General features: G+C 70.5%; 25 protein-coding genes. 10 read left to right on the top strand and 15 right to left on the bottom strand.

What is annotated here, in order from left to right; all coding sequences use genetic code 11:
* The gene (locus AUV07_RS01465) at window positions 1-1,080 is read right to left on the bottom strand and encodes an extracellular solute-binding protein (protein ID WP_062633242.1); all 1,080 of its coding nucleotides are present in this window, start codon (window positions 1,078-1,080) and stop codon (window positions 1-3) included.
* A 265-nt stretch (window positions 1,081-1,345) separates the two neighbouring features.
* Between AUV07_RS01465 and AUV07_RS01460 the strand changes: the two genes are divergently transcribed.
* Window positions 1,346-2,689 (top strand): HNH endonuclease signature motif containing protein, encoded by a 1,344-nt coding sequence (locus tag AUV07_RS01460; RefSeq protein ID WP_231868164.1) that lies wholly within the window; start codon window positions 1,346-1,348, stop codon window positions 2,687-2,689.
* Window positions 2,690-2,699: 10 nt separating this feature from the next.
* Here the strand turns inward: AUV07_RS01460 and AUV07_RS01455 are convergent, their stop codons facing one another.
* The 3 genes from AUV07_RS01455 to AUV07_RS01445 form a co-directional block, all read right to left on the bottom strand.
* Entirely contained in the window at window positions 2,700-2,912 is a 213-nt protein-coding gene (locus AUV07_RS01455) for a helix-turn-helix domain-containing protein (RefSeq protein ID WP_062633238.1), read from the bottom strand.
* On the bottom strand, window positions 2,912-3,400 hold the full coding sequence (locus tag AUV07_RS01450; protein WP_062633236.1) for a DUF2975 domain-containing protein: 489 nt from the start codon (window positions 3,398-3,400) through the stop codon (window positions 2,912-2,914). Before AUV07_RS01450 ends, AUV07_RS01455 begins: the two co-directional genes overlap by 1 nt.
* A gap of 73 nt (window positions 3,401-3,473) precedes the next feature.
* On the bottom strand, window positions 3,474-5,075 hold the full coding sequence (locus AUV07_RS01445; RefSeq protein ID WP_197462091.1) for a glycosyltransferase family 2 protein: 1,602 nt from the start codon (window positions 5,073-5,075) through the stop codon (window positions 3,474-3,476).
* Between the two features lie 191 nt (window positions 5,076-5,266).
* Between AUV07_RS01445 and AUV07_RS01440 the strand changes: the two genes are divergently transcribed.
* The 3 genes from AUV07_RS01440 (at window position 5,267) to AUV07_RS01430 (ending at window position 9,768) form a co-directional block, all read left to right on the top strand.
* Window positions 5,267-5,890 carry a PadR family transcriptional regulator gene (locus AUV07_RS01440; RefSeq protein ID WP_062633378.1) on the top strand — a complete coding sequence of 208 codons (624 nt, stop codon included), beginning with the start codon at window positions 5,267-5,269 and terminating at the stop codon, window positions 5,888-5,890.
* Window positions 5,891-5,935: 45 nt separating this feature from the next.
* The gene (locus tag AUV07_RS01435) at window positions 5,936-7,651 is read left to right on the top strand and encodes an ABC1 kinase family protein (protein ID WP_062633232.1); all 1,716 of its coding nucleotides are present in this window, start codon (window positions 5,936-5,938) and stop codon (window positions 7,649-7,651) included.
* 155 nt (window positions 7,652-7,806) lie between these two features.
* Window positions 7,807-9,768 carry a BCCT family transporter gene (locus AUV07_RS01430; protein ID WP_062633231.1) on the top strand — a complete coding sequence of 654 codons (1,962 nt, stop codon included), beginning with the start codon at window positions 7,807-7,809 and terminating at the stop codon, window positions 9,766-9,768.
* Between the two features lie 17 nt (window positions 9,769-9,785).
* Here the strand turns inward: AUV07_RS01430 and AUV07_RS01425 are convergent, their stop codons facing one another.
* From AUV07_RS01425 to AUV07_RS01415, 3 genes are read right to left on the bottom strand one after another with little or no spacing between them, the layout of a single operon-like run.
* Window positions 9,786-11,369, bottom strand: a complete 1,584-nt coding sequence (locus AUV07_RS01425; RefSeq protein ID WP_062633230.1) for an SDR family oxidoreductase — start codon at window positions 11,367-11,369, stop codon at window positions 9,786-9,788.
* A 39-nt stretch (window positions 11,370-11,408) separates the two neighbouring features.
* On the bottom strand, window positions 11,409-11,954 hold the full coding sequence (locus AUV07_RS01420) for a MarR family winged helix-turn-helix transcriptional regulator (RefSeq protein ID WP_025104061.1): 546 nt from the start codon (window positions 11,952-11,954) through the stop codon (window positions 11,409-11,411).
* Entirely contained in the window at window positions 11,951-12,187 is a 237-nt protein-coding gene (locus AUV07_RS01415) for a hypothetical protein (RefSeq protein ID WP_025104060.1), read from the bottom strand. Before AUV07_RS01415 ends, AUV07_RS01420 begins: the two co-directional genes overlap by 4 nt.
* 128 nt (window positions 12,188-12,315) lie before the next feature.
* Between AUV07_RS01415 and AUV07_RS01410 the strand changes: the two genes are divergently transcribed.
* Window positions 12,316-12,762: a MarR family winged helix-turn-helix transcriptional regulator gene (locus AUV07_RS01410; protein WP_062633229.1), complete on the top strand. Its 447-nt coding sequence runs from the start codon at window positions 12,316-12,318 to the stop codon at window positions 12,760-12,762.
* A 69-nt stretch (window positions 12,763-12,831) separates the two neighbouring features.
* On the top strand, window positions 12,832-13,158 hold the full coding sequence (locus AUV07_RS01405) for a DUF7882 family protein (RefSeq protein WP_060921944.1): 327 nt from the start codon (window positions 12,832-12,834) through the stop codon (window positions 13,156-13,158).
* A 167-nt stretch (window positions 13,159-13,325) separates the two neighbouring features.
* On the opposite strand, the gene AUV07_RS01400 is transcribed toward AUV07_RS01405, so the two are convergent.
* Complete coding sequence (locus AUV07_RS01400; protein WP_062633228.1) at window positions 13,326-14,078, bottom strand: SDR family NAD(P)-dependent oxidoreductase; 753 nt, start codon at window positions 14,076-14,078, stop codon at window positions 13,326-13,328.
* A gap of 192 nt (window positions 14,079-14,270) precedes the next feature.
* Between AUV07_RS01400 and AUV07_RS01395 the strand changes: the two genes are divergently transcribed.
* The gene (locus AUV07_RS01395) at window positions 14,271-15,206 is read left to right on the top strand and encodes a GrpB family protein (RefSeq protein ID WP_157523843.1); all 936 of its coding nucleotides are present in this window, start codon (window positions 14,271-14,273) and stop codon (window positions 15,204-15,206) included.
* A 21-nt stretch (window positions 15,207-15,227) separates the two neighbouring features.
* Here AUV07_RS01395 and AUV07_RS01390 read toward each other — a convergent pair whose 3' ends face one another.
* On the bottom strand, window positions 15,228-16,574 hold the full coding sequence (locus AUV07_RS01390) for an MFS transporter (RefSeq protein WP_082802809.1): 1,347 nt from the start codon (window positions 16,572-16,574) through the stop codon (window positions 15,228-15,230).
* Between the two features lie 110 nt (window positions 16,575-16,684).
* Between AUV07_RS01390 and AUV07_RS01385 the strand changes: the two genes are divergently transcribed.
* The 3 genes from AUV07_RS01385 (at window position 16,685) to AUV07_RS01375 (ending at window position 19,519) form a co-directional block, all read left to right on the top strand.
* Window positions 16,685-17,092 (top strand): ArsR/SmtB family transcription factor, encoded by a 408-nt coding sequence (locus AUV07_RS01385; RefSeq protein ID WP_062633225.1) that lies wholly within the window; start codon window positions 16,685-16,687, stop codon window positions 17,090-17,092.
* Window position 17,093: 1 nt separating this feature from the next.
* Window positions 17,094-18,071, top strand: coding sequence for an SRPBCC family protein (locus AUV07_RS01380; RefSeq protein ID WP_062633223.1), 978 nt, complete (start codon window positions 17,094-17,096; stop codon window positions 18,069-18,071).
* A gap of 95 nt (window positions 18,072-18,166) precedes the next feature.
* Window positions 18,167-19,519, top strand: a complete 1,353-nt coding sequence (locus tag AUV07_RS01375; protein WP_062633221.1) for a flavin monoamine oxidase family protein — start codon at window positions 18,167-18,169, stop codon at window positions 19,517-19,519.
* On the opposite strand, the gene AUV07_RS01370 is transcribed toward AUV07_RS01375, so the two are convergent.
* The 6 genes from AUV07_RS01370 to AUV07_RS01345 form a co-directional block, all read right to left on the bottom strand.
* Window positions 19,510-20,208, bottom strand: a complete 699-nt coding sequence (locus tag AUV07_RS01370) for a Pr6Pr family membrane protein (protein WP_062633219.1) — start codon at window positions 20,206-20,208, stop codon at window positions 19,510-19,512. The genes AUV07_RS01375 and AUV07_RS01370 overlap by 10 nt on opposite strands.
* Before the next feature lie 141 nt (window positions 20,209-20,349).
* Window positions 20,350-20,733, bottom strand: coding sequence for a DoxX family protein (locus tag AUV07_RS01365; protein WP_062633217.1), 384 nt, complete (start codon window positions 20,731-20,733; stop codon window positions 20,350-20,352).
* A gap of 28 nt (window positions 20,734-20,761) precedes the next feature.
* Window positions 20,762-21,520 (bottom strand): ribonuclease H family protein, encoded by a 759-nt coding sequence (locus AUV07_RS01360; RefSeq protein WP_062633215.1) that lies wholly within the window; start codon window positions 21,518-21,520, stop codon window positions 20,762-20,764.
* 102 nt (window positions 21,521-21,622) lie between these two features.
* Entirely contained in the window at window positions 21,623-21,814 is a 192-nt protein-coding gene (locus tag AUV07_RS01355) for a hypothetical protein (RefSeq protein WP_062633213.1), read from the bottom strand.
* 103 nt (window positions 21,815-21,917) lie between these two features.
* Window positions 21,918-22,229, bottom strand: a complete 312-nt coding sequence (locus AUV07_RS01350; RefSeq protein WP_062633211.1) for a protealysin inhibitor emfourin — start codon at window positions 22,227-22,229, stop codon at window positions 21,918-21,920.
* Window positions 22,204-23,274, bottom strand: coding sequence for a M4 family metallopeptidase (locus AUV07_RS01345; RefSeq protein ID WP_062633208.1), 1,071 nt, complete (start codon window positions 23,272-23,274; stop codon window positions 22,204-22,206). Before AUV07_RS01345 ends, AUV07_RS01350 begins: the two co-directional genes overlap by 26 nt.
* Window positions 23,275-23,293: the final 19 nt, after the last annotated feature.

The raw sequence follows: 23,293 nt of genomic DNA, 5'->3' as shown, positions 1-23,293 counted from the left end.
TCAGCCGATGTACTCGAGCGTGACCTTCTCGACCCAGGCGCCGAGGTTCTCGCTCACGAAACCGAAGTCGATGTCCTGACGGTCGAGCGTGCCCATGAGTTCGACGACCTCGGGGTTGGCCTTCTCGACCGCGCCCTCGTTCACCGGCATGGCGTTGAACTCCGCGGCGAACTCGCCCTGCACCTCGGCGCTGCCGAACCAGTCGATGAACTCCTGCGCCTTGTGCTCGTTGTCCGTGCCGTTGATCTGCGCGATCTGCTCGGTCACGTAAGGGACGCCGTACTCAGGGACGATCATCCCGGTGCTGGTGCCGTACTCCTCGTCGCGGGCGGAGATGCCGCTCGACGGCAGCACGCCGTAGTCCACCTCGTCGCGGGTGATGCGGGCGTAGAGGTCTGTGCCCTCCACGGCGGGGGAGCCGTTGGCGTAATACGACTTCACCAGGTCCCAGCCCTCGTCGCTCACGCCGAGGTCGCCGTCCTCGTCGAGGTGACGGGTGAGCATGCTGGCGAGCACGAGCTGCGGGGTGGCCTGGCCGAGCGCGGGGTTGACCTCGTAGCGGCCGGCGTACTCCTCCTCGGTGTACAGGTCGTCGGGGTCGGTGGGTGCGTCGGTGATGCGGTTCTCGTCGTAGACCGTGACGATCGCCTGCTCCACGAGCGGCCAGAACGCGCCGTCCTTCGGGTCACCGGCGTCCGCGGGCACCTCGCCGCTCCAGGCCGGCTCGTAGGCCGTGATGGCCTCTTCGGTCTTGAGCTGCTCGAAGAACATGTTGTTCAGGCCGAAGACCACGTCGCCGACGGGGTTGTTCTTCTCCGCGATGATGCGGTTCGTCAGGTCGGCGCCGCCGAGGCCCACGATCTCGATGTCGATGCCCGCGTCCGCCGCCTTCTCGGTGATCCACTCACCACGGCCGTCGCTGTTCGAGTTCGTGTAGACGATGAGGGTGTCGCCGGAGCCGCTGTCGCTGCCGCCGCCGTCCGCGTCTGCGTCGCCGCCCGCCGTGCATCCGGTGAGCGCGATCGCCGCCGCGGCCGTCAATCCGATGAGCGCCCAGCGCCTCTGCTGCCTGTCGGCCATGTTCGTCCCTTTCTCGCCTTCGAGGTGTGTCGATGCGACACTACCGGTTCTTGTGGTGAAGGCACAAAGATTGTCTGGTTTCGTGAGCGCGGTCGCGCGTCCGCACTCAAGGAAAGCACGCGGCATGAACGCGAGGATGCGGCGAGGTGAACGGGTGGGGGCCTGCGTCGGATCGAGGGCGAGGTGTCCTGTCGGCCCGGGCGGAATGCCAGCATCCGTTAGAACAAATCTTCGAAAGTCGGGCCACTCGGAGATAAAATGAAACATGTCGAAAATGTCCGGGTTGCGCGAGGCGATGGAGCGTCTCGACGAGGCGTGGGACTCTGCGGGCGATGCGTCTGAGCTCTCCCGCGCGCAGCTCGTCGACGTCGCCGACGCGATCGGACTCCTGCAGCGCCGGCTCGATGCACTGCACGTCGACGTGGCCGCCGGCATCGCCCGGGAGTCACGCGCGGAGCTCGGGGCCGACAGCCTGGCGAAGCAACGTGGGTACCGCACGGCGGCGAAGCTCATCGCCGCGATGACAGGCATTTCGACGGGAGAGGCGCAGCGCCTGGTGAAGGTCGGAGAGGCGACCGCCCCGCGGAGCGATCTGCTCGGTGCGCCGCTGCCCGCGCGGTATCCGCTCCTTCGCGAGGCGCTCGCGTCGGGTGCGCTCGGCGCCCCGGCGGCGGCACTCCTCGTCGCTTTGCTGGACCGCTGCCGCGTGGCTGCGGGAGCAGAGCGCATCGCTGAGGCGGAGCGTGTGCTGACCGCCGCCGCCGAAGGGCTCGAGCTTGACGCCGTGCGCAAGCTCGTCCTCCGCGCCGAGGCCTGGCTGGACCCCGACGGCGTGGCGCCGCGCGCGGAAGAGCAGCGCAGCCGGCGCGGACTGCGCATCTTCGAGCGAGACGGCATGGTGCACCTGCACGCGCAGCTCGATGCCGAGACCGCGGCGCCGGTCGTCACGGCGATCCGTGGACATGTGTCCGCCGTGTTCGCCGCCCGCATCGACACTCCCGATGGCGCGGCGGCTGACGCAGACCGGCGCTCCGTCGCGATGATTCAGGCTGACGCGCTGTCCCTCTTCTGCGCGCACGTGCTCGGGTGTGAGGGAGATCGGCTCCCGCTCGCCGGCGCGACGGTGATCGTCCGGGTATCGCTGGACGACCTGCAGGCAGGAACCGGGTCGGCGACGATCGACGGGCTTGACCAGGTGATCGACATCGGTGCCGTGCGGCGGATGGCGGCCAGCGGGGGCGTCATCCCCTGCGTCCTCGGCGGTGCGAGCGAGGTCCTGGACTGGGGTCGCGAGAAGCGCCTCTTCACTCGAGCCCAACGCCTGGCGCTGGCCGAGCGGGATGGCGGGTGCGCGATGTGCGGGCTTCCCCCGGGGATGACGAAGGCTCATCACCTCCGCTGGTGGCAGCGGGATGGAGGTCCGACCGACCTCTCGAACGGGATCCTGCTCTGCGAGACCTGTCACCACCGCATCCATGACAACGGCTGGGAGATCGTCATCGAGGGTTCCGGCGTGGCCGGTCGGCCATGGTTCCTCCCGCCGGCGTGGGTCGATCCGCGGCGGATGCCCCGGCTGGGCGGACGGGCGCGCTTCGATGTCGCGGCCTGACGGGGTGTGGTCAGCCTTCGTCCGGTACCCAGCGCAGGAGGTCACCGGGCTGGCAGTCCAGCGCCGCGCACAGGGCGTCGAGCGTCGTGAAGCGCACGGCCTTCGCGCGCCCGTTCTTGAGCACTGCGAGGTTGGTCGGGGTGATGCCGATGCGTTCGGCCAGCTCGCCGACGCCGATCTTGCGGCGGGCCATCATCACATCGATGTCGACGACGACAGCCATCAGATCACCTCATCATCGAGTTCGGTCTGCAATGCTCGTGCCTCGGCGTCGCGCTCGATCGCCTGGCGGAGCAGGGTCTTCATCACCACGACGAGCAGCGCCGCCCCCGCGATGACCACGCCCGCGCCGCCGACCAGAGCGACCACCCCGGGAGCGACGGTGCCGGCGGCGAAGACCGCAGCCAGAGCCCAGGTGAGCACGGCAGCCGCGAGGATCGCCCCGATGATGACATTGATGGGTCCGAACGAGGATGCCGTGAAGATCGCTCCGCGCCGGACGCTCGTGAGGAGGAGCCAGACGCACACGCCCACCACCTGCAGTGTGACGATGCCGGCCCCGAGCAGCACCACGACGGTGATCCGTCCCCAGAGCTGCTCGTCAGCGAGGTCGAGCCACAGCAGAGGCAGGATCAGCGCTTGCACCGCCACCGACCCGGCGAGGGCGACAGTGAGAAGGATACGCAGTGCTGTGATCGTCGCCTTCGTCATGGGGACACCTCCGAGAGCTATCGAAGAACAACGAGAATCTATCGTTAATCGTTCGATATGGCAATCGACGGCATCAGCGGCGGAGGCGGGAGCGCACGCGTCGCGCGGTGCGTGCCAGGGCGTCACGCCAGGCGCCTCCGGGCCATTGCCGGTGCAGGCGCAGGCTGCCGTCGTCGTTCCGCACGAGTTCGACCCGCCGGCCCGCGAGAAGGGGCGAGCGGCCGAGGTGTGCGACCACGTCCGGGGCGGCCGTCAGCGGCGCCGTGAACACCCAGCCGGCCAGGCGGACCGCGACCGACAGATCGGCGTCGCGCCCACCGTCCTCGCGGAACACCTTCATGGGGTCCACGGCGATGGGCACCGCGTCGAGGCGCTTCGGGCGGCGCCCGCCGACCTTGCGCTCCGAACCCGCGGTGGACTCCGCGGGCTGCCCCGGCGCCGGCGTGTCCTGCGCGACGATGTCGACGCGGTCGGCGCGGCGTTCCTTGCGGGCGTTCAGCAGTCCTGGCGGGAGGTCCTCGGTCGCCGACAGCGGCAGGGACAGCAGATGATCCGCCGAGCCGACCGTCTCGAACACGAACGCCTCTTCGCCGTTCCGACGCACGCGGACGCGCACGGTCAGCTGGAGCCCTCCCCGCGACCAGCGCGCCGCGGTCACGGCGGCGGTACAGGTCGTCTCGGCCTCGAACGCGGCGAAGGCGAGCAGATCGTCGCGGCGATCGGCGCGCAGCAGAGCGGCCCGGATGCGCTGCGGGAACGACAGCCCCGCGTCCACGCCGGGTCCGAAGCGACGCTGCGCGAGCGGCACCACCACATCCAGCAGACGGTCGCGGTACTCCGCCGGATACTTCACCATCCGGCGCCCGGCGATCCTGTTGAGGATCTTGCCGCGGAACCAGTGCCGCAGCAGCCGATCCCGCACCTTCCCCGGTTCGGTGTTCGCCTCGACCACGTCGAGCACGGTCTCCAGATGCGGGAAGTACGACTCCGGCTCGATGCGGGCCGAGCTCGCGCTCCCCGGCTCCTTCACCCACGCGTAGCAGGGCTCGCTCGCGAGCACCGAGATCGTGTCGGCGGCGAAGTACGCCTGCATCACGAAGAGATGGTCCTCGAGTCGCACCTTCCCGTCAGGGAAGCGGATGCCGTTCTCCCGCAGGAAGGCGGTCCGGAACATCTTGTGCGGTGTCAGCATCTCCAGGATCGGGTCTTCCCCGAGCACCGCGCGCGGGATGTCGCGCTGGAAGATCTTGGCGGGCAGCTTCCGTCCGACGCCCACCTCCTTGCCGACCACGACATCGGAGCCGTTCTCGTCCGCGTAGTCGCACAGCCGCTCCAGCGCTCGCGGGTAGAGGCGGTCGTCCTGATCGACGAACTGCACGTACGTCCCTCTGGCCTCTTCGACACCCCGGTTGCGCGGAGTGCCCGGCCACCCGGAGTGCGGCAGCGACAGCACGCGCACGTGCGGACGGCCCTTCGCGATGCTCTCGAGCCGCGCGGCCGTCTCCTCTCCGGAGCCGTCGTCGCAGAGCAGGACCTCGAAGGACCCCGCCGGCAGCGTCTGCGCGTCGAGCGAGGCGATGAGGTCGTCGAACGACGCCTTCGGCCGGAAAACCGGCACCACGACGCTCACCCGCACGCGGCCCTCGGCCGCGCCGTCCCCGGTCGTACTGCTCATGGACGTCATCCCCCTGTGATCGTGACCGGCCCGAATCTCCCCCGCCGGAGGTTCCAGCCAACCATCCCTTCCTGTGGAGCGCGCCAGGCTCGCGCCGGAAGGCGACGACCGGGCGGGTGCGCCGGCGTTCCCACCCCGCATTCAGCGTTAACGATATATCGTTGACTATCGTTCACGACTGGGAGGTCATCATGAACAACGCATTCCCCTCCACCCCGTTCGGCGGCAACGGCAACGGCAGCAACGGCGGCGACTTCGTCGGCGGCCTCGGCAACCTCTTCGGCGGTGCGCAGGGCCCGGCCGGCGCGCTGTTCGAGGCGATGGACCAGCTCCGCAAGTCGTTCGAGTCGCGTCCCTCCGGCGGGTCCCGCATGGCCCGCGGCGACGTGCGCGCCGCCGTGCTCTCGCTCCTCACCGAGCGACCGATGCACGGCTACCAGATCATCAACGAGATCGCCGAGCGCAGCGGCGGCACCTGGAAGCCGAGCGCCGGCTCCGTCTACCCGACGCTCCAGCTCCTCGCCGACGAGGGGCTGATCGAGGCCGAGGAGCAGAACGGTCGCAAGACCTACGCCCTCACCGAGGCCGGCCGGGCCGTCGCCGCGGAGAGCACCGAGACCCCGCCGTGGGTGCCGTCCTCCGACAAGGACCGCGGCCGCGACGCCCGGTACAGCGCTCTGCCCAAGGCCGGGGTCGACCTCGCCGCCGCGGCCGCGCAGGTCGGGCGCAGCGGCTCCCCGGAGCAGGTGCAGCAGGCCATCGAGGTGCTCGACGAGGCCCGCCGTAGGCTGTACACGATCCTCGCCCAGGACTGACCGCGTCGTGCGGCGTCCGGCGCGGAACGGCGGAAGGATGACGCGATGACGGCAGCGGCGGCACAGGGTCCTCACCGAGCCCGGTACCGCCGCATCCTGTCGTTCGCGAGCCGTGAGTTCGTGGCGATCTGGTGGTTCGAGCTCGTGCTTCCGCGGTTCGGGCTGTCTTCCGTCGCGGAGCGCACGCGCGCCCGCCGCATGCAGCGGTTCGCGCGGCGGTTCCATACGCTTGCGGTCGAACTCGGCGGGCTCATGATCAAGGTCGGGCAGTTCATGTCCTCGCGCCTCGATTTGCTCCCGCCCGAGATCACGGCCGAGCTGGAGGGGCTGCAGGACGAGGTCCCCGCCGTGCCCACCCCGCAGATCCGGGCGCTCGCGGAGGCCGAGCTGGGCATGCCGCTCGAGCGGGTGTACACCTGGTTCGACGACACCCCCGTCGCAGCCGCGTCTCTCGGCCAGGTGCACCGTGCCCGGCTGTCGGCGCTCGACGCGGAGGACACCGGTCTCCACGAGGTCGTGGTCAAGGTGCAGCGCCCGGGCATCGACGAGATCGTCGCCGTCGACCTCGCCGCCCTCCGCCGGGTCGCGCGATGGCTCACCCGGGTCCGGATCGTGGCCGACCGCGTGGACGCCCCCGCCCTCGTGGAGGAGTTCGCCGTCACGAGCATGGAGGAGATCGACTACCTCCACGAGGCCCGCAGCGCCGAGCGGTTCCGCGAGAACTTCGCCGACGACCCGCGGGTCGCCGCCCCCGAGATCGTCTGGGAGCGCACGACCCGCCGGGTGCTCACGCTGTCCGATGCGACGGCGATCAAGATCAACGACACCGCGGCGCTCCGGGCGGCCGGCATCGACCCCTCCGCGGTCGCCGACGCCTTCGCCGAGGTCATGTTCGACCAGGTCTTCACGCACCGGTTCGTGCACGCCGACCCGCACCCCGGCAACATCTTCGTCACGCCGGTCCCTTCGACGGGCTCAGGGACCCAAGGGGGCTCAGGGACCCCGGGCGGCTTCCGGCTGACGTTCATCGACTTCGGCATGATGGCCGAGGTCTCCGACAACCTCCGGCAGGGACTGCGGACCCTCCTCATCGCGGTGACCGCGCGGGACAGTCGCGGCCTCGTCCGCGCCGCGAAGGAGATCGGCGTGCTTCTCCCCACGGCCGACACCGGCGAGCTGGAGCGGGCGCTGACCGCCCTCTTCGCGCGCTTCGGCGGGATGGGGTTCGCGGAGCTGAGCCGGGTGGACCCGCGGGAGTTCACCGACTTCGCCGAGGAGTTCGGCGACATGGTGCGGCGGCTTCCGCTGCAGCTCCCCGAGGACATGCTGCTCCTCATCCGGGCCGTGTCCCTCACCTCCGGCATGTGCAGCGGCCTCGATCCCGCGTTCAACGTGTGGGACGCGGCCGAGCCGTACGCCGCGCGGCTGCTCCGCGACGAGTCCGGCACCCTCATGCAGGACATGGCGCAGCAGGCGATGGCGAACGCGGCCACCACCTGGCGGCTCCCGAAGCGCATCGACGACATCATCACCCGCGTCGACGACGGCAACGTCTCCTTCGACACCTCGCGTCTGGAGCGCCGCCTCGACCGGCTGGAGGGCATCGCACGGCGGATCGCCTCCGGCGTGCTGTTCGCCGCGATGCTCGTCGGCGGGGCGCTGCTCGTCGGTCCGCTCCCGCCGCTGGGTATCACTCTGCTGTGGGTCTCGGTGCTCCCGCTCCTCGGCGCCCTCTTCCTGGGTCGTCGCCGCCCCCGCTGACCCCCTAGGCCCGCCAGGCCCCGCCCGAACCCCGCCCAAACCCCGCCCGGCGGCCGCGCCAGAGCAGGCGAACGCGCGGAATCAGGCGCTCCCGCGCGGGAGTGCCTGATCTGCCGCGTTCGCCTGAGCCCGCTCAGGTGGAAAGATGGTCTCTCATGGACACGCCTGACGAGAAGCCCACCGAACGCTCCGCAGGATCCCCGACCCGTCCGCGCACCGACGCCGTCGTGACCGGGACGCACCGCCAAGCCGCGAAGGCTTCCGAGACGGCGCGCAAGATCGTCCGCGACATCACGACGGTCCCGCCGCGCAGCGTGCACCCGGCGCTGGTTCCCGGGGTGTCGGTGGAGGAGACGGGGCGCACCTACCGCACCGACCCGCTCGTGTTCGGCGTCGCCGCCGCGTTCGCCCTCGCCTTCATCGCGTGGGGCGTGTTCGCGGGGGACAACCTCGCCGGCACCACGAGCACGGTCCTCGCCTGGGTGGTCGAGTACTTCGGCTTCTTCTTCACGACCATCGCCACGATCATCCTCGTGTTCATGCTGTTCGTCGGCTTCAGCAAGTACGGGCGGATCCCGCTCGGTCGCGACGACGAGGAGCCCGAGTTCTCGATGTTCTCGTGGATCTCCATGCTCTTCGCGGCGGGCATGGGCATCGGCCTGGTGTTCTGGGGCGCCGCCGAGCCGCTGACGTTCTTCGAGAACCCGCCGCCGGGCACCGTCGAGGCGAACACCCTCGAGGCCATGCACACCGCGCAGACCCAGGTGCTGTACCACTGGGGTCCGCAGGCTTGGGCGTTCTACGCGCTCGTCGGTGGGGCCATCGCGTACGGCGCCTACCGCCGCGGCCGCACGCCGCTGATCTCGTCGATCTTCGCCCCCCTGCTCGGCGAGAACCGCACCACGGGCCCGGTCGGCCGCACGATCGACATCTTCTCCATCATCGTGACGCTGTTCGGCACGGCCGCCTCCCTCGGTCTCGGGGCGCTGCAGATCGGCCACGGCGTCGAGCTCGTCAGCGGCATCGGCCCGCTCGGCAACGGCATCCTCATCGCGGTCATCGCGGTGCTCACGGCGTGCTTCATCGCCTCCGCCGTGTCCGGTGTCTCCAAGGGCATCCGGGCACTGTCGAACATCAACGCCGTGGTCGCGATCCTGCTCGCGTTCTTCGTGTTCTTCGTCGGCCCGACGCTGCTGATCCTGAACGTGATCCCGTCGGTCGCCGTGCAGTTCCTCGGCGATCTGCCGACCATGATCGGCCGCTCCGCATCCCAGGGGGAGGCCGCGCAGGCCTTCCTGTCGAGCTGGACGATCTTCTACTGGGCGTGGTGGATCTCCTGGTCGCCGTTCGTCGGCATGTTCATCGCGAAGATCTCCCGCGGACGCACGCTCCGTCAGTTCGTGTCGGTCGTCATCGTGGTGCCGTCCGCGATCTCGCTCGTGTGGTTCGCGATCTTCGGCACCACGGCGATCCAGCAGCAGATGGACGGCGCAGGACTCACCGTCGACCCGCCCGAGGAGGTGCTGTTCGGGGTGCTGGAGAACCTGCCGTTCCCGCTCATCACCAGCATCGTGCTCATCCTCCTCATCGCGATCTTCTTCATCACGGGCGCCGACTCCGCCTCGCTCGTCATGGGCACGCTGTCTCAGCAGGGCCGCCCGGAGCCGTCGCGCTGGGTCGCCGTCGTCTGGGGTGTGCTGGTCGGTGTGATCGCGGCCGTGCTGCTCGTCAGCGGCGCCGAGGGGAGCGGTCTGCAGTCGCTGCAGAACGCGACGATCATCGCGGCGCTGCCGTTCGCGATCATCATGGCGTTCATGATGATCGCGTTCATGAAGGATCTGCGGCGCGATCCCCTGATCCTCCGTGATCGGTATGCCCGCGCCGCCGTCCGCCACAGCGTCATGGCGGGGCTCGAGGAGTACGGCGACGACTTCGCGCTCGTGCCCGTCGAGTACGACCACTCCGAGGACGACCTCGCCTGGATCGACGAGGACACCGTCGACGACACCCTCGCCGAGGTGTACGAGGCCGCGACCGAGGCGATCGACATCCTCCCGCCGGCCGAGGTGGACGCCGCCGTCGATGCCGCGATGGATGCCCCTGCCGACAAGGACTGAGGCGAGAGCTCAGGCGCTCACGCCGGGTCAGGCACGTCCTCACGCAGGACGCCTGAACCGGCGTGGTCGCCTGTCTCGGCGGCCGCGGTGATCCGCGCGGCCATGCCGGAGAAGATGAGCCCGTGGAACGGCAGCACGGCGAGCCAGTACAGCCGGCCGAGGAGTCCGCGGGGGAAGAACACGGCGCGCTGCTCGTAGCGGGCCCCCTCGCCGTCGGGAACCGCACGCAGTTCGAGCCATGCCTCGCCCGGCACCTTCATCTCGGCGCGGAGCCGCAGCAGACGCCCCTCCTCGGTCTGCTCGACCGCCTCGACCCGCCAGAAGTCGATCGCGTCGCCCACCCGGGCGGCAGTGCGACTGCGGCGTCCGCGGCGGAGGCCCACGCCACCGACCACGCGGTCCATGAGCCCGCGGATCGCCCAGAGCAACGGTGACGAGTACCACCCGTTCTCGCCGCCGATCCCGAGGATGACGCGCCACAGCTCCGCCACGGACGCGCGGGTCGCGACGGAGCGCTTGTCTGTGAACACGGTGCGTCCGGCCCAGTCGGGGTCGCTCGGCAGCGGGTCGCTCGGGGCTCCGCTCACCTCGGCGTCCTGCCAGCTCGTCTCCACGGCGTCCGCGTCCACCCGGCCGAGGGCCAGCGCCACGGACCGGCGATACGGCGTGAGCCCGCCCTCGGGGCGCGGGATGAGCGCGTCGACGGCGTGGTCCTTCATGATGCACTCGTTCTGCAGCGAGGCGACGAGGGGCCGGGCGATGGAGCGCGGCACCGGCGTGACGAGGTTCACCCAGTGCGAGGCGAGCTCCGGGGTCAGCACCGGAAGGGCCGCGATGGCGCGCTGCCGCAGCCCGGCCTCTACCGCGTACCCGTTCATCATCTGGCCGTAGCGCAGCACATCCGGTCCGCCGATGTCGACCGCGCGGTTCACCCGGTCGTCGACCCGTGCCGCCCCGAGCAGGTAGTGCAGCACGTCGCGCACGGCGATGGGCTGGATGCGGTTGCGCACCCATTTCGGCGCCGGCATGTACGGCAGCACGTCGGTGAGGTGCCGGATCATCTCGAAGGACGCCGAGCCGGAGCCGATCACCACGCCCGCCTGCAAGACGAGGGTGGGCACCCCGGACTCCAGGAAGATCTCGCCGACGTGGACCCGGGAGCGCAGGTGCGGGGAGAGCTTCACGTCGTCCGGGTGCAGGCCGCCGAGGTAGACGATCCGCCGCACCCCGGCTCGGGCGGCCGCCGTGGCGACGATGGTCGCCGCGCGCTCGTCGCTCTCCTCGAAGCCCTTGCCGGCCGACATGGAGTGGATGAGGTAGTACACGACGTCGACGTCGTCCATCGCCGAGGCCACGGCGTGCTCGTCGTCTGCGGACCCCTCAAAGATCTCGCACTCCTCGCCCCAGCCGAAGGAAGCGGCGCGGACGGCGTCCCGCGCGAGGACCCGGACCCGGTAGCCGCCGTTCAGCAGGCGAGGGGTCAGGCGGCCGCCGATGTAGCCGGTGGCGCCGAGCACGAGGGCGCGGGGTGCAGAGCCGTCGTCGCGGGGGACCGCCCGCAGGGCGTCTTCGCGACCGGTGGGCTGGGTGAGCTCGCTCATGCTCCGAGCGTAGATCCCGGGGCGGACACGCGGAACGGGCTAGGCCGGCTCCTCCACGAGATCGGCGCCGCCGTGCACGGCGTCCGCCTCCGCGGCCTCCTGGATCGCGGCGGTCATCCCGACGAGGAACCGCATGACGACCACGCGCTCCTCATCGGTGAGGTCGTCCACGAGGGAGAGCATCCGGCGGTGCATGGCACCGAGTGTCGCGCGCACCTCGTCGTCGCTGCTCACGGTGGGCACGACGATGCCGGCGCGGCGGTCGGTCGGGTGCGGTTCGCGGCGGGCGTGCCCACCCTTCTCCAGCCGGTCGATGAGCGTCGTCGTCGACGCGGTCGAGATGTCGAGCATGCGCGCCAGATCGATGGGCCGCACGATGCGGCCGGCCTTCTGCTCGCGCAGCAGGAACCGGAGGGCGACGAGGTCGGTCTCGTTCATGCCCATCGACGCGCGCGTCCGGGCGCGCATCGCCGTCTCGGCACTGCGGTAGCGCCGCAGCATGTTGAGCACGTCGACCGTGGTGGCGCGCTCGCTGTCGGGGTACCAGTACCCGGAGGCGTGGAACTCGCCGGTGCTGTCGGTCACGCGACCTCTCCTTCGTCGCTGGAACCGGCCTCCCGCTCGAGCATCTCCATCGCGCCGGTCTCGACCTCGGCCGGGACGATGCGCAGAAGCCCGCCCGTGATCGCATCGGTCTCGGCGGCGATGATCTGCTCGATCCGGCGTCGCGAGACGGAGGGGAAGAGTTCCTCCAGGCGTGCGAGCAGATCGGCGTAGCGGATGTACGACGCCTCCTCGAGGCTCAGTGGCTCGGGCATGGCATCCTTTCGAGGGCAGGGTTCCATCATCGCACCTCCGGAAGTCCCTGGTCGCACCCGATATCGCTAGACAGCCTTACTGTCAGGTTGTCGAGGTACCATGGAGAGCGGGGAAGGAGGATCTCTGCATGGGAAACACGAGTACCGACGTCACGACCTCAGCGCTCGCTCGCGATGTCGACGACTTCCGTCGCGCCGACGCGCAGTTGAACCGCCGTCTCGCCGCCCGGCGCGAACCCAACGATACCGACCGTGCGGCGATGCACTTCATCAGCACCGCGCCCGTCGAGAAGCCCGTCACCCCCCGCGACCTTGCCACCTATCTCGGCATCAGCACGGCCGCCGTCACGAGCGTCGTGCGGCGGATGTCGGAGCGGGGGCAGATCGTCGTCGCGCCGCACCCTCTGGATGCGCGGTCCAAGGTCCTTCGGCCGTCGCTCCGCGATCTGCACGGACAGGGGGACGAGCTGGCGCAGCGCGTGGCCGCCGTCGAGGGTGAGTTCACCGCAGAAGAGGCGACCGTGATCTCCCGCTTCTTGCGCCGCCTGACCGACGAGCTCGGCGATCTTCCCTGATCGATTTGATTTAACTAGTTAAACTAGTAAACTATCCTCGTCCAGGTTTTCTGCCACGAGGAGAAGAACATGGGAACCCTCACCTACGCGAACCTCGCCGAGCCGATCGAGATCGACGACGAGCTGCTCGCCCACCTTCGCGCCGCCACCGTCACCAAGCTGCGGCGCAACGAGCCGTTCGCGCTCACGGTGCAGACCGGCGCCGACCGCACCGAGACGCTGTGGATCCACGCGTCCATCCCGATCCGCTTCGTCGTCGAGACGTCGGTCACCCTGCAGCGACCGCTGCTGGCCCGTCTCATGCAGGCCGCGGGTTCGACCGGCGGACTCGACCTCACCGACCCCGAGCTCGCGCTCGATGCGGTATCGCGCGAATTGCACGCGATGTCCGCCTGATAACGGAGGGGTGCAGACCTGCCTCACCGCCTCGGGATCCTCTTCAAGGGCTCTCGGATCCCGGGCGGTGACGGCTACGGCGAGAACGGAGCGGGGGCTCTCGATCGCCGACCGCGGCATCCGGCCGCCGGGATTCGGGTTCCCGGCAGCCGGATGCCGTTTCTTCGTCAGAGGGCGGTGTAGCCGCCGTCGACCAGGTGGTAGCTACCGGTGATGAAGCTCGCGGCGTCGCTCGCGAGGAACACCACGAGGTTCGCGACCTCCTCTGCCTGGCCGAGGCGCCCGATCGGGTGCTTGGACACGAGGAAGTCCTTCGCCTCGTCGCCCATGTTCGCCAGGAGCGGGGTGTCGATGAAGCCGGGGCCGACCGAGTTCACGCGGACGCCCTGCGCCGAGTACTCGAGGGCGGCGGTCTTCGTCATGCCGACGACGCCGTGCTTGGCGGTGACGTAGGCGGGGGAGCCCGCGAAGCCGACGCTGCCGAGGATCGAGGCGATGTTCACGACCGAGCCGCCGCCGTTGGCGAGGATCGACGGGATCTGCGCCTTCATGTTGCGGAACACGGCGTTGAGGTTGATGGCGATCACCTTGTCCCACGCGTCTTCCTCGTAGTCCGCGGTGGGTGCCGTCGCGCCGCCGATGCCGGCGTTGTTGACGCCGATGCGGAGCGGGGCGAGCGAGTTGGCGAGCTCGACCGACGAGGCGATCCAGGCCGGGTCCGTCGCGTCGCCGACCGACGCCTCCGCGGTGCCGCCAGCGGCGCGGATCTCCTCGACGACCGCGTTCGCGTGCTCCGCGTTCAGGTCGTTCACCACCACCGCCGCGCCGTTCTGCGCCAGCAGCAGGGCGACCGCGCGGCCGATGCCGCTGCCCGCTCCTGTCACGATCGCCGAGCGGTTCGAGACGTCGTACTGAGCCACTTTCGGGCTCCTTCCCGGGCGGGCGCGGTGCCGGGAGATCTTCTCGGACGGTCCGTCCTTCCCTCCAGCCTACGCCGGGAATACCGGTGTGGATTCATGCGAATGGAAATGCTCGGCGGGCTGGCTACGCTGTGGGAACCGTCTGCTCCGGGAGGACCGATTCCGGCGGGACGAATCCCGAGGAGGCGACCAGTGCACCCGCTTGCAGATGATTCCGCGAGCTCTCCGGGGGCTGACGTGTTCTCGCCCCTCACCGTGATCGTCGTCGGGGAGGATCATGGTGTGGTCGTGCGCCGTCTGCGTGCGGCGCGGCCGGACGCGGTCGTAACGGGACTCGGGCCTGTCGACGCGGCCACCGTGGCGCACGCCTCCGCGACGGCTCATCTCGTGCTCGGGATCGGCGAAGTCTCCGCCGTCGCGTGGTGCGACGCGGTTCTCGCGGAGGGCGACGAGGACGGCCTGTCCCGCTTCCTCGCCCGAGCGGCGGAGGTCGAGGAGCGCCGGAGGGCTCGGCGACTCCCTCCGGACACGCCGCCGATCCTCGAGTCGTGGTCGCCGCACTGGGCGGCGGATGCCGCTCGCCTCGGCGCCCGCGTCGCCGCGGCGTTCGACGGCGTCCCGGTGCGCGTCGATCACATCGGCTCGACGGCCGTGCCCGGGCTGCGCGCCAAGCCGATCATCGACCTTCAGGTGGGGGTGCGCGACCTCGCGGACGCGGATGCGGCGGAGCAGCGCCTCGGGGACGCCGGCTTCGTGAACGTGCAGCGCATCGTGCCGGACGCGCCGGGCGTCTCCCGGGACAACGCGCGGACGAGCGGCGACCAGGGCGAGTGGTCGAAACGCCTGTTCGCGAGCGTGGACGCCGGCGCGCGGGCGATCGTGCATGTGCGACGCGTCGGGGCGTCGAACGCGCGGTACGCCCTCCTGTTCCGGGACTGGCTGCGGGCGGACCCGGGGGCGCGCGACGAGTACGCGGTGCTCAAGACCGCGCTGGCCTCCGCCCACCGGGACGACCGCGACTTCGACGACTACGCGCGCGCGAAGGACCACTGGTTCGACCGGGCGCAGCGGGAGATGGAAGCCTGGGCGCGAGCGACCGGGTGGGTGCCGGGAGGCCGTGGGGCGTGAGTGCCGCGAAGAGATCCGAGCTCATGACGCAGGGCGAGGCTGCTCCTCGCCTGCGGGATCCCCGTGCTGCGGTGCCGCGTCGTCTGAGTCCTCGGGGTCATCGACATCCTCGCGGGGTTGAAGGCCACGCATGAGCGTGACACCCAGGCACAGCAGGACGAGAGCGACCACGCCGGCGCCGACGAGGGCGAGCCGGGGGCCGGCCACCGCCACGATGATGCCGGCGGAGAGGAAGACGAGGATCTGGATGACGTTCTCGGCCATCTCGTCGAGCCCGCCTATGCGCCCCAGGTGTTCGTCCTCGACGCTCGTCTGGAAGAGCGAGGTGACGGCGACGTTGTAGGGCGCGTTGACGAGCGCGCTGATACCCACGCCGACGAGGAGGACTCCGATGTGGGGTGCCATGCCCATCACGAACTGCGCGACCACGAAGAAGGCGAGGCAGACAAGGAACAACGGTTTGACCTTCACCCACTTCACGAAGACCCCCACCAGCAGAGCAGCGACGACCGCGATCAGTCCGTTCCACGACAGCACGATTCCGAGGGTCTCGACGGGGAGGCCGAGTTCGTCGTCGAGGAGGAAGAGGAGACCGAAGGAGTTGACGCCCGCAGTGAACGTCACGCCGTAGGAAGCGACCAGCATGCCGAGCGCGAGTCGGTTGCGCGCCAGGATGCCGACAGCTTCGGGAATGCCGCGGATCGAGTCGGCGGCTTCCGCCAGGCCGGTGCGGATGCTGACGCGGAGAGGCGTCTTCTCTCCGCTCGTGGGCTCAGGGCGGATCAGGACCTGCAGGAGCGCGGCCGAGACGAGGAAAGACACAGCGTCCAGGAGGAAGGCGACCGACGGGCCGTAGGCGGCGAAGGCAAGTGCCGCCAACGCCGGACCGACGGAGGCGAGGGCCCAGCTCACCGCCTGGATGATGCTGTTCGCGCGGGGGATCATCCCGCGCCGAACCAGGCGGGGCACGAAGACGAACGCCGACGAGGCGAAGAAGACGCTCGCCGTCGCTGCGCTGAAGACGAGCACATAGGCGAGCGCGCCTGGCGCAACCGACCATGCGACGACAGCGAGCGCCACGCTGAGAGCGCCGCGGATGAGCATGGTGGCGATGAACGTCTTCCGAAGGTCGAAGCGATCGGCGATCGCACCGGCGATCGGGGCGAAGAGCATCCCGGGGACGACTCCTGCCAACAGGAGAAGGACGCGGGTGAGCTCCTTGTCCGGCGTCTCCTCGTAGAACCAGAGATTCAACGACATGACCCGGAAGGCGTCGCCGAGGTTCGATACGGCGATCGTGCTCAGGAACACGAAGAAGGTCCCGGGGAGGCCGACGAACGACCTTCCGGGGTGCCGCACTGTGTTCATGCTCTGCCTTCTCGAGTCGGTGCAAGAGGATCCGCCCACCGTAGCCGAGCGGGAATCGTCCACAGGAAGGTTCTTGACACACTCCCGACGCAGGTCTAACGTACAACCAAATGGTTGCACAAACGGAGTTGAGCGAAGCGGAGGTCGACCGTGTGTTCCACGCACTGGCGACGTCGACCCGGCGGGACATCCTGCGCCGGACGATCGAGCGGGAGCAGTCCGTCTCGACCCTCGCCTCCGAGTACGAGATGTCGTTCGCCGCGGTCCAGAAGCACGTGGCCGTGCTGGAGGCGGCGAACCTCATCGTCAAGCGCGCCGAGGGACGCGAGCGGCTCGTCCGCGCGAACCCCGAGATGATCGCCCGCGCCAGGGCGCTCCTCGCCCGATACGAAGAGCTGTGGCGGTCGCGCATCGCCCGGCTCGACGATCTCCTGGCCGAGCCGTCCCCGCCCGCGGGGAAGCGACCGGCCTCCACCGACCCCACCAGCAGTCAACGCACCGAATCGCAAGGAGACTGACATGCCTGTCACGGACATCATCACGGATGCCGAGAACGTCACCATGACCGTCGTCGCCGACCTCGCCGCGCCCGTCGAGCGCGTCTGGGCCGCCTACACCGACCCGCAGCAGCTCGAGCGGTTCTGGGGTCCTCCCGGCTGGCCGGCCACCTTCACCCAGTGGGACCACACCGTCGGCGGCCGAGCCGTCTACACGATGAACGGTCCCCGCGGGGAGAAGGCCTCGGGCACGTGGGAGTTCCTGGAGATCGACGCGCCGCGCAGCTTCACGGTGCTCGACTCGTTCGCCGACGAGGAGGGCACGCCGGATGCCAACCTCCCCTCCATGCGCATGACCTTCACGTTCGAGCCGACGGCCGAGGGCACGCGCATGGTCAACACGAGCCACTTCACGTCCGCCGAGGCGCTCGAGCAGGTCGTCGCGATGGGCGCCGTGGAGGGCACCCGGATGGCCATGGCCCAGCTCGACGCCGTGCTGCAGGACCTCCGCGACTACGCCCAGGGCAAGGGCACGCGGGTGGAGCTGCTCGACGACACGCACGTGCGCATCACCCGCCTCGTCGAGGGTCCGCGCGAGCTGGTGTGGCGCGCCCACTTCGAGCCCGACCTCATCCGGCAGTGGATGCTCGGCCCGGACGGGTGGGAGATGACCGAGTGCGTGTCGGCGACCGAGGTCGGCCAGTCGTACCGGAACTCCTGGGCGCCCGTGGGTGACACGGAGGGTGAGCCGTTCGGCTTCGAGGGGGAGGCACTGCTGATCGACGCCCCGAAGCGCGCCGTCACCACCGAGCGGATGCAGGGCATGCCGACCGAGACGCTCAACGACCTCAACCTCTACGAGGAGGACGGCGCGACCCTCGTCACGGTGCTCATCGAGTACCCCGACAAGGAGACGCGGGACATGATCCTCGCCACCGGCATGGCCGACGGCATGGAGGCTTCGTTCGCGCGACTGGAGCGGGAGCTGCTGTCCGTCTGACACCCAGGCACTCGCGCCGGAACAGGCGGTTCTCATCGAGAGCCGCCTGTTCCGGCGCGAGTGCCTGTGCGAAAGCGGGATAAAGTGGCGGCACGATGAGGATCACGCGCCGTACCCTGCTCCTCGGCGCCGGAGCCGGTGCCGTCTCGGTGCTTCTCGCCTCCTGCACCCCGGAGCCGGAACCGACGCCGACCCCCACCCGCACGCGCGAACCGGAGCCGCCGCCCGGTGTCCCCGCCCCGAGCGGCAGCGTCCGCAGCACCTGGACCACCGACCCCTTCGCCCGGGGTGCCGCGAGCTTCACTCCCGTGGGGGTGCTCGCCGCGACCCGTGCGGCACTCGCGCAGCCCGTCGACGACCGGCTCTTCTTCGCCGGCGAGGCGACCGACGACGAGGCGCCGGGTACCGTCCGGGGAGCCCTGCGCTCGGGCCGCCGTGCCGCGCGGGAACTCACCGTCGCCGCCGAGGACGGCGAGCGGGTGGCCGTGATCGGCGCCGGGATCGCCGGAGCGACCGCCGCCGCGCAACTCGCGGAGGACGGCCTGCAGGTGACGGTGTTCGAAGCGCGCGACCGCGTCGGCGGCCGGATCCTCTCCCGCGCAGACGAGGAGTGGCCGGTTCCGGTGCAGCTCGGCGCGTGGCTGTTCGGCGACGCCGACGCGGAGCTTCTCGAGACGATCGACGCGGGCGACGGCGACCTCGTCGACCTCGACGGGGCGCGGTGGCGCTCGGCGGAGGGCGACGTCGCCCCCGTGGATCCGCAGCGCGTGGAGGCCGCGGTGACCACGGCGCAGTCCGCCCCGCAGGACTCCTCGGTGGCGGACGCCCTGGTGGCGGCCGGCATCGACCCGGATGACCCCGCGACCGCCGCGCTCCTCGCGCTCCTCGCGGCACGGACGGGCGCGGACGCCGCCGACCTGTCGAGCTGGTTCGCCCTGCCGCTCCCCGACGCAGCGCTGCAAGGAGTCGGCGACGACCTGACCCCGTTCATCGAGAGCGCCCTGGACGGGGTGGAGGTGGGGCTGAGCTCGCCGGTCACGCGCCTCGCGTGGGACGACACCGGGGTGAGTGTGCGCCTCGGCACAGGGGAGGCCCTCTCCTTCGACCGGGTGCTGCTGACGGTGCCGCTCGGGGTGCTGCAGGAGCAGGGCATCGAGTTCGATCCGCCGCTGCCGTTCGACAACCGCGGCGCCGTCTCCGCGCTCGGCATGGGTGCCATCGAGACGGTGTGGCTGCGATGGGACGAGCCGTTCTGGGACGGCGACGAGGCGATCTGGCACGCGGTCGGCGACGACATCGCGATCCCCACGTGGATCAACCTGCGCCCCTCGACCGGCGAGAACGTACTCGTCGGCATCGTGGGCGGGGCGGCGGCGCGGGACTTCGCGGAGCTCGGGGATGCGGAGGCCGTCGAGGCGGCGCTCGCCTCGCTGGCGCTCTACGCCTGAACCGTCTCGCGCGCGGCCTCGGTCGGGGCGCGGTCCTCGGGAGGGGGCTCGGCAGGAGCGCGGTCCCACGGGTCCGGCAGGCGACTGATGAGCACGAGCGCGGTCGCCACGGCGGCGAAGACGGCCAGCGCGATCGCGCAGGAGACGGTGAACTCGACGGGACCGCTCACCTGCCGCGGGTCGAGGAAGTAGTACGGATACCAGCCGATCAGCGGTCCGCGGATGAGCGTCACGACGCCCCACAGCACCGGGTAGGCCAGGGTCACCGGGATCACGCGCCACGGCACCGCCCGATGCCCCGGGGCCAGGGCCCAGGCCGCGACGGTCACCGCGGGCAGCCAGAAGTGCAGCACCTGATCCGACCACGGCACGTCGATGCGGATCCCCCGGACCCCGGCCTGCCAGACGAGGATCGCGAACACGAGCCCCGCCGTGATCGTCCAGGTGAGCACGAGGGCGAGGGCTACCGTGAGCCACCGCGGGTCCTGGGCTCTCCGCAGCGCGAGGACTCCGGCGACGGTGAGGAGGACGACGAAGGCGATGTTCGACTGGTTCGTCAGGTACGCGAAGAAGTTCTGGCTCGCGATGGTGTTCGACGCGAGTCCCCACGCGAGGCGGTGGATCAGCGCGATGAGGCAGACGGCGACAGCGGTGAGCCGGAGCAGGCCGAAGACGGTGCGCCTGCTCACCGTCGCCTCGTCCTTTCCGCCATCCGCCGAGTCTACGGAGCCGACCCGGGGGGACGCCGCATCAGGCTGTCGCGCGGGTTCAGGCGTGGGTGGGTGTGGGGGGGCCTGTTCTCGCGCGGAGGCCTGTTCTCGCGGGGTGGGTCAGCGGCGCGGGGCGCGCGTTGACCACAGGGCCAGCGCGATGAGCGCCGGCTGGAAGAACAGACGCACGAAGCGCTTCATGTCGGTGTCGAGGCCGAAGCCGTCGCGATGATGCATCCACTGCGCCACGTTGCCCGGGAAGACCGCCGCGAAGAAGAGGGCGGCGACGGTGCCGACCGTGCGGCGGCGGCGGGCGAAGAGGAGAGCGGAGCCGAGCGCGACCTCGGCGACGCCGGACGCGAGCACCGTGGTGTCCGGGTCGAGCGGCAGCGATTCCGGTACCTGCGCCTGGAACTCCTCGCGGGCGAACGTGAGATGGGAGATGCCGGCGAACACGAGCGCGGCGCCGAGGAAGATCCGGCCGATGGTGCGGGGAGTCGACATGGTGCGAGTGTACGCCTCGCGGTCTCCGTCAGATCAGGCGGCGGAGTGCTTCTTCGAGGGTGATGCCCTGCGCCTCAGCGCGGTCCCGCAGACGCGCGTGCTCGTCGGGCGACAGCGGCAGCTGGAGCACGATGGGGTCGTCCTGCGCGAGGTCGAGTCCGTCGAGCAGGTCGGAGGTCTCGGCCCACAGCGGCGCGGCGAACTCCGCCTCGGCGACGGGTGTCGAGGTGCGAGACGAGGCTGTCGTTGCGGAGGATGCCGGGGCTTCGGTAGCGGCAGCGGCGACCGGAGCGGACGCGGCGACGGCGGCTCCGGCATCGGTCGCGCGGGTGAACCCGGGGCCTCGACGCGGCTCCTGCTTCTGCTGATAGGCCTTGGCGGCGGCGTTCGCGCGCTCGTCGGCGGCTTCGTTCAACGGGTGCCCGGCGTGACCCTTGACCCAGGAGAACTCGACGTCCCGACCGCGCAGGGCCTCATCGATCCCCTCGAGGAGGTCGCGGTTCAGCACGGGCCCGCCGTCGGACTTCCGCCACCCGCGGCGCTTCCAGCCGGGCATCCACTTCGTCACCGAGTCGATCACGTAGCGGCTGTCGCACTCGATCAGGAGCTTCTCGTCGGTGCCGGCCGTCGCCCGGAGCAGTTCGAGGACGGCGCGGAGCTCGCCCTGGTTGTTCGTGCCGTGCGGGGAGCCGCCGGCCGCCCAGTTCGCGTCGTCGATGTACCAGGCCCAGCCGTTCGGGCCGGGGTTGCCCAGGGCGGAGCCGTCTGCGGCGGCGGTGATGGTCATCCGTCCACCGTATCGCTGGCCGCGGACGCCCTTTCGCGCCGCGGTCGCACGGAGTTGCCCGGAAGCTGCGACGGGAGTGCGAAACCGCGACGCCGCGCGGGGTCAGGCCTCGGGGGCAGGCGGGGCGACCGGGAACACGATGGAGCTCACGGAGGACGGGGTGTCGAGGCCGAGGGTCAGCGGGTCGACCGTCGGCGCGGCGTCGAGCGTGTCTGCGGCCGAGGTCTCGAGAGGTTCAGAGGGGAGTCCCCACTGCTTCTCTTGTTCCTCCGGTCGCTGCTGGAAGAGTCCCATGTCTCCATTGTCACCCCCGGGCGGCGCGGGGTCGCGGTTTCGCACCGAGGTCGCAGCGATCCGGCGGATCCGTGCGACGGGAGCGCGAATCTCCGACCGCGGCTCACTCCGAGCGCGCCGCCTCGCGCACCGCGTCGATGAGGGTGCGCCACGGACCGTCCACCGCGGAATCGGGCAGCTCCCGCTCCCGGCGCTCGGACGGCGTGCGGGCGCGGATGCTCCACACGAACCGATCGGCTCCGGGCGGGGCGTCGACGTCGTCGTCCCAGGGGCAGCTGTCGATGAGGCCGATCCATTCCTCGGCCTCCGGCGGCTCGGCCTCCACATGCCACTGGCGACGGATGCCGGCGAGCCCTCCCGAGCGGACGACGGCGATGACGACGGGGGCGTCAGGCGGAGTCGGGTCCTCGGTCATTCTCATAGACTCCCACGGTCGTCCAGGCGCGTCGAGCGGCGACGACCGCCTCTCGGTCGACGGAGGCTGCGGCGGCGACCGTGGCGTCGGCGAAGTCCCTGAAGGTCGCGGTGCTCGACAGCCCGCCGGTGAGTGCCCGATACCAGACCGTGCCGGCGCGTTCCCAGGCGTTGCCGCCGAGGTCGAGGGCGAAGAGGGCGAAGGCGCGGTTCGGGATGCCGGAGTTGATGTGCACGCCGCCGTTGTCTTCGGTGGTGCGCACGAATCCGCTCATGTGGTCGGGCTGCGGGTCTTTCCCGAGCTCATCGTCGTCGTAGGCCGTGCCCGGCGCGATCATGGAGCGCAGCGCTGAGCCCTCCACCGCTTCCGTGAAGATCTCGGCCCCGATGAGCCAGCTCGCCTGGTCGGCGGACTGCCCCAGGGCGTACTGCTCGGTGAGCGCGCCGAACACGTCGGCCACGGACTCGTTCAGTGCGCCCGGCTGGCCCTGGTACTCCAGGTTCGCCGTGTGCTGCACGACACCGTGGGCGAGCTCGTGTCCGATCACGGTGAGCGAGCTCGTGAAGTGCTGGAACACCTCGCCGTCGCCGTCGCCGAACACCATGCGCTCGCCGTCCCAGAACGCGTTGTCGTAGTCGACGCCGTAGTGGACGGTCGCGTCGAGAGGAGCGCCGGCGTCGTCGAGCGAGTTGCGGCCGAACGCGGAGAGGAGCATCTCGAACGTCGCGCCCAGGCCGTCGAAGGCCTCGTTGACCGCGGCGTCGGCGACGGGCTCGTCGTCTTCCGTGCGGACCACGGCCCCCGGAAGCTGCTGCGTGTTGCCGGCGTCGCTGATCGTGCGGTTCGGCGCATCGGAGAGCTGCGCGACGAGGTCGCCGTTCTCGTCGATCGAGAGATCGATGCGGGCGCGGAACGGCGGGCGCCCCGCGGTGAGCGTCTGTCGGGCGGCGGCGGCGGCCTTCGGGAAACGACCCGACTCCGCCAAGCGGGCGAGCAGGTAGGAGGGGACGACGCCGGGATGCGGGATGGATTCTGCGCTGCTCATGCGATGACCCTACGCCGGG

Origin of the sequence: Microbacterium sp. CH1 (assembly GCF_001595495.1) — a bacterium.
Taxonomy (GTDB): Bacteria; Actinomycetota; Actinomycetes; order Actinomycetales; family Microbacteriaceae; genus Microbacterium.
This window is presented reverse-complemented; position numbering and strand designations above follow the sequence as displayed.

Bases quoted from the DNA above. Each gene is read 5' to 3' on its own strand.
- AUV07_RS01465 (WP_062633242.1), bottom strand. From the start codon at position 1,080: ATGGCCGACAGGCAGCAGAGGCGCTGGGCGCTCATCGGATTGACGGCC.
- AUV07_RS01460 (WP_231868164.1), top strand. From the start codon at position 1,346: ATGTCGAAAATGTCCGGGTTGCGCGAGGCGATGGAGCGTCTCGACGAG.
- AUV07_RS01455 (WP_062633238.1), bottom strand. From the start codon at position 2,912: ATGGCTGTCGTCGTCGACATCGATGTGATGATGGCCCGCCGCAAGATC.
- AUV07_RS01450 (WP_062633236.1), bottom strand. From the start codon at position 3,400: ATGACGAAGGCGACGATCACAGCACTGCGTATCCTTCTCACTGTCGCC.
- AUV07_RS01445 (WP_197462091.1), bottom strand. From the start codon at position 5,075: ATGAGCAGTACGACCGGGGACGGCGCGGCCGAGGGCCGCGTGCGGGTG.
- AUV07_RS01440 (WP_062633378.1), top strand. From the start codon at position 5,267: ATGAACAACGCATTCCCCTCCACCCCGTTCGGCGGCAACGGCAACGGC.
- AUV07_RS01435 (WP_062633232.1), top strand. From the start codon at position 5,936: ATGACGGCAGCGGCGGCACAGGGTCCTCACCGAGCCCGGTACCGCCGC.
- AUV07_RS01430 (WP_062633231.1), top strand. From the start codon at position 7,807: ATGGACACGCCTGACGAGAAGCCCACCGAACGCTCCGCAGGATCCCCG.
- AUV07_RS01425 (WP_062633230.1), bottom strand. From the start codon at position 11,369: ATGAGCGAGCTCACCCAGCCCACCGGTCGCGAAGACGCCCTGCGGGCG.
- AUV07_RS01415 (WP_025104060.1), bottom strand. From the start codon at position 12,187: ATGCCCGAGCCACTGAGCCTCGAGGAGGCGTCGTACATCCGCTACGCC.
- AUV07_RS01410 (WP_062633229.1), top strand. From the start codon at position 12,316: ATGGGAAACACGAGTACCGACGTCACGACCTCAGCGCTCGCTCGCGAT.
- AUV07_RS01405 (WP_060921944.1), top strand. From the start codon at position 12,832: ATGGGAACCCTCACCTACGCGAACCTCGCCGAGCCGATCGAGATCGAC.
- AUV07_RS01390 (WP_082802809.1), bottom strand. From the start codon at position 16,574: ATGAACACAGTGCGGCACCCCGGAAGGTCGTTCGTCGGCCTCCCCGGG.
- AUV07_RS01385 (WP_062633225.1), top strand. From the start codon at position 16,685: ATGGTTGCACAAACGGAGTTGAGCGAAGCGGAGGTCGACCGTGTGTTC.
- AUV07_RS01380 (WP_062633223.1), top strand. From the start codon at position 17,094: ATGCCTGTCACGGACATCATCACGGATGCCGAGAACGTCACCATGACC.
- AUV07_RS01375 (WP_062633221.1), top strand. From the start codon at position 18,167: ATGAGGATCACGCGCCGTACCCTGCTCCTCGGCGCCGGAGCCGGTGCC.
- AUV07_RS01365 (WP_062633217.1), bottom strand. From the start codon at position 20,733: ATGTCGACTCCCCGCACCATCGGCCGGATCTTCCTCGGCGCCGCGCTC.
- AUV07_RS01360 (WP_062633215.1), bottom strand. From the start codon at position 21,520: ATGACCATCACCGCCGCCGCAGACGGCTCCGCCCTGGGCAACCCCGGC.
- AUV07_RS01355 (WP_062633213.1), bottom strand. From the start codon at position 21,814: ATGGGACTCTTCCAGCAGCGACCGGAGGAACAAGAGAAGCAGTGGGGA.
- AUV07_RS01350 (WP_062633211.1), bottom strand. From the start codon at position 22,229: ATGACCGAGGACCCGACTCCGCCTGACGCCCCCGTCGTCATCGCCGTC.
- AUV07_RS01345 (WP_062633208.1), bottom strand. From the start codon at position 23,274: ATGAGCAGCGCAGAATCCATCCCGCATCCCGGCGTCGTCCCCTCCTAC.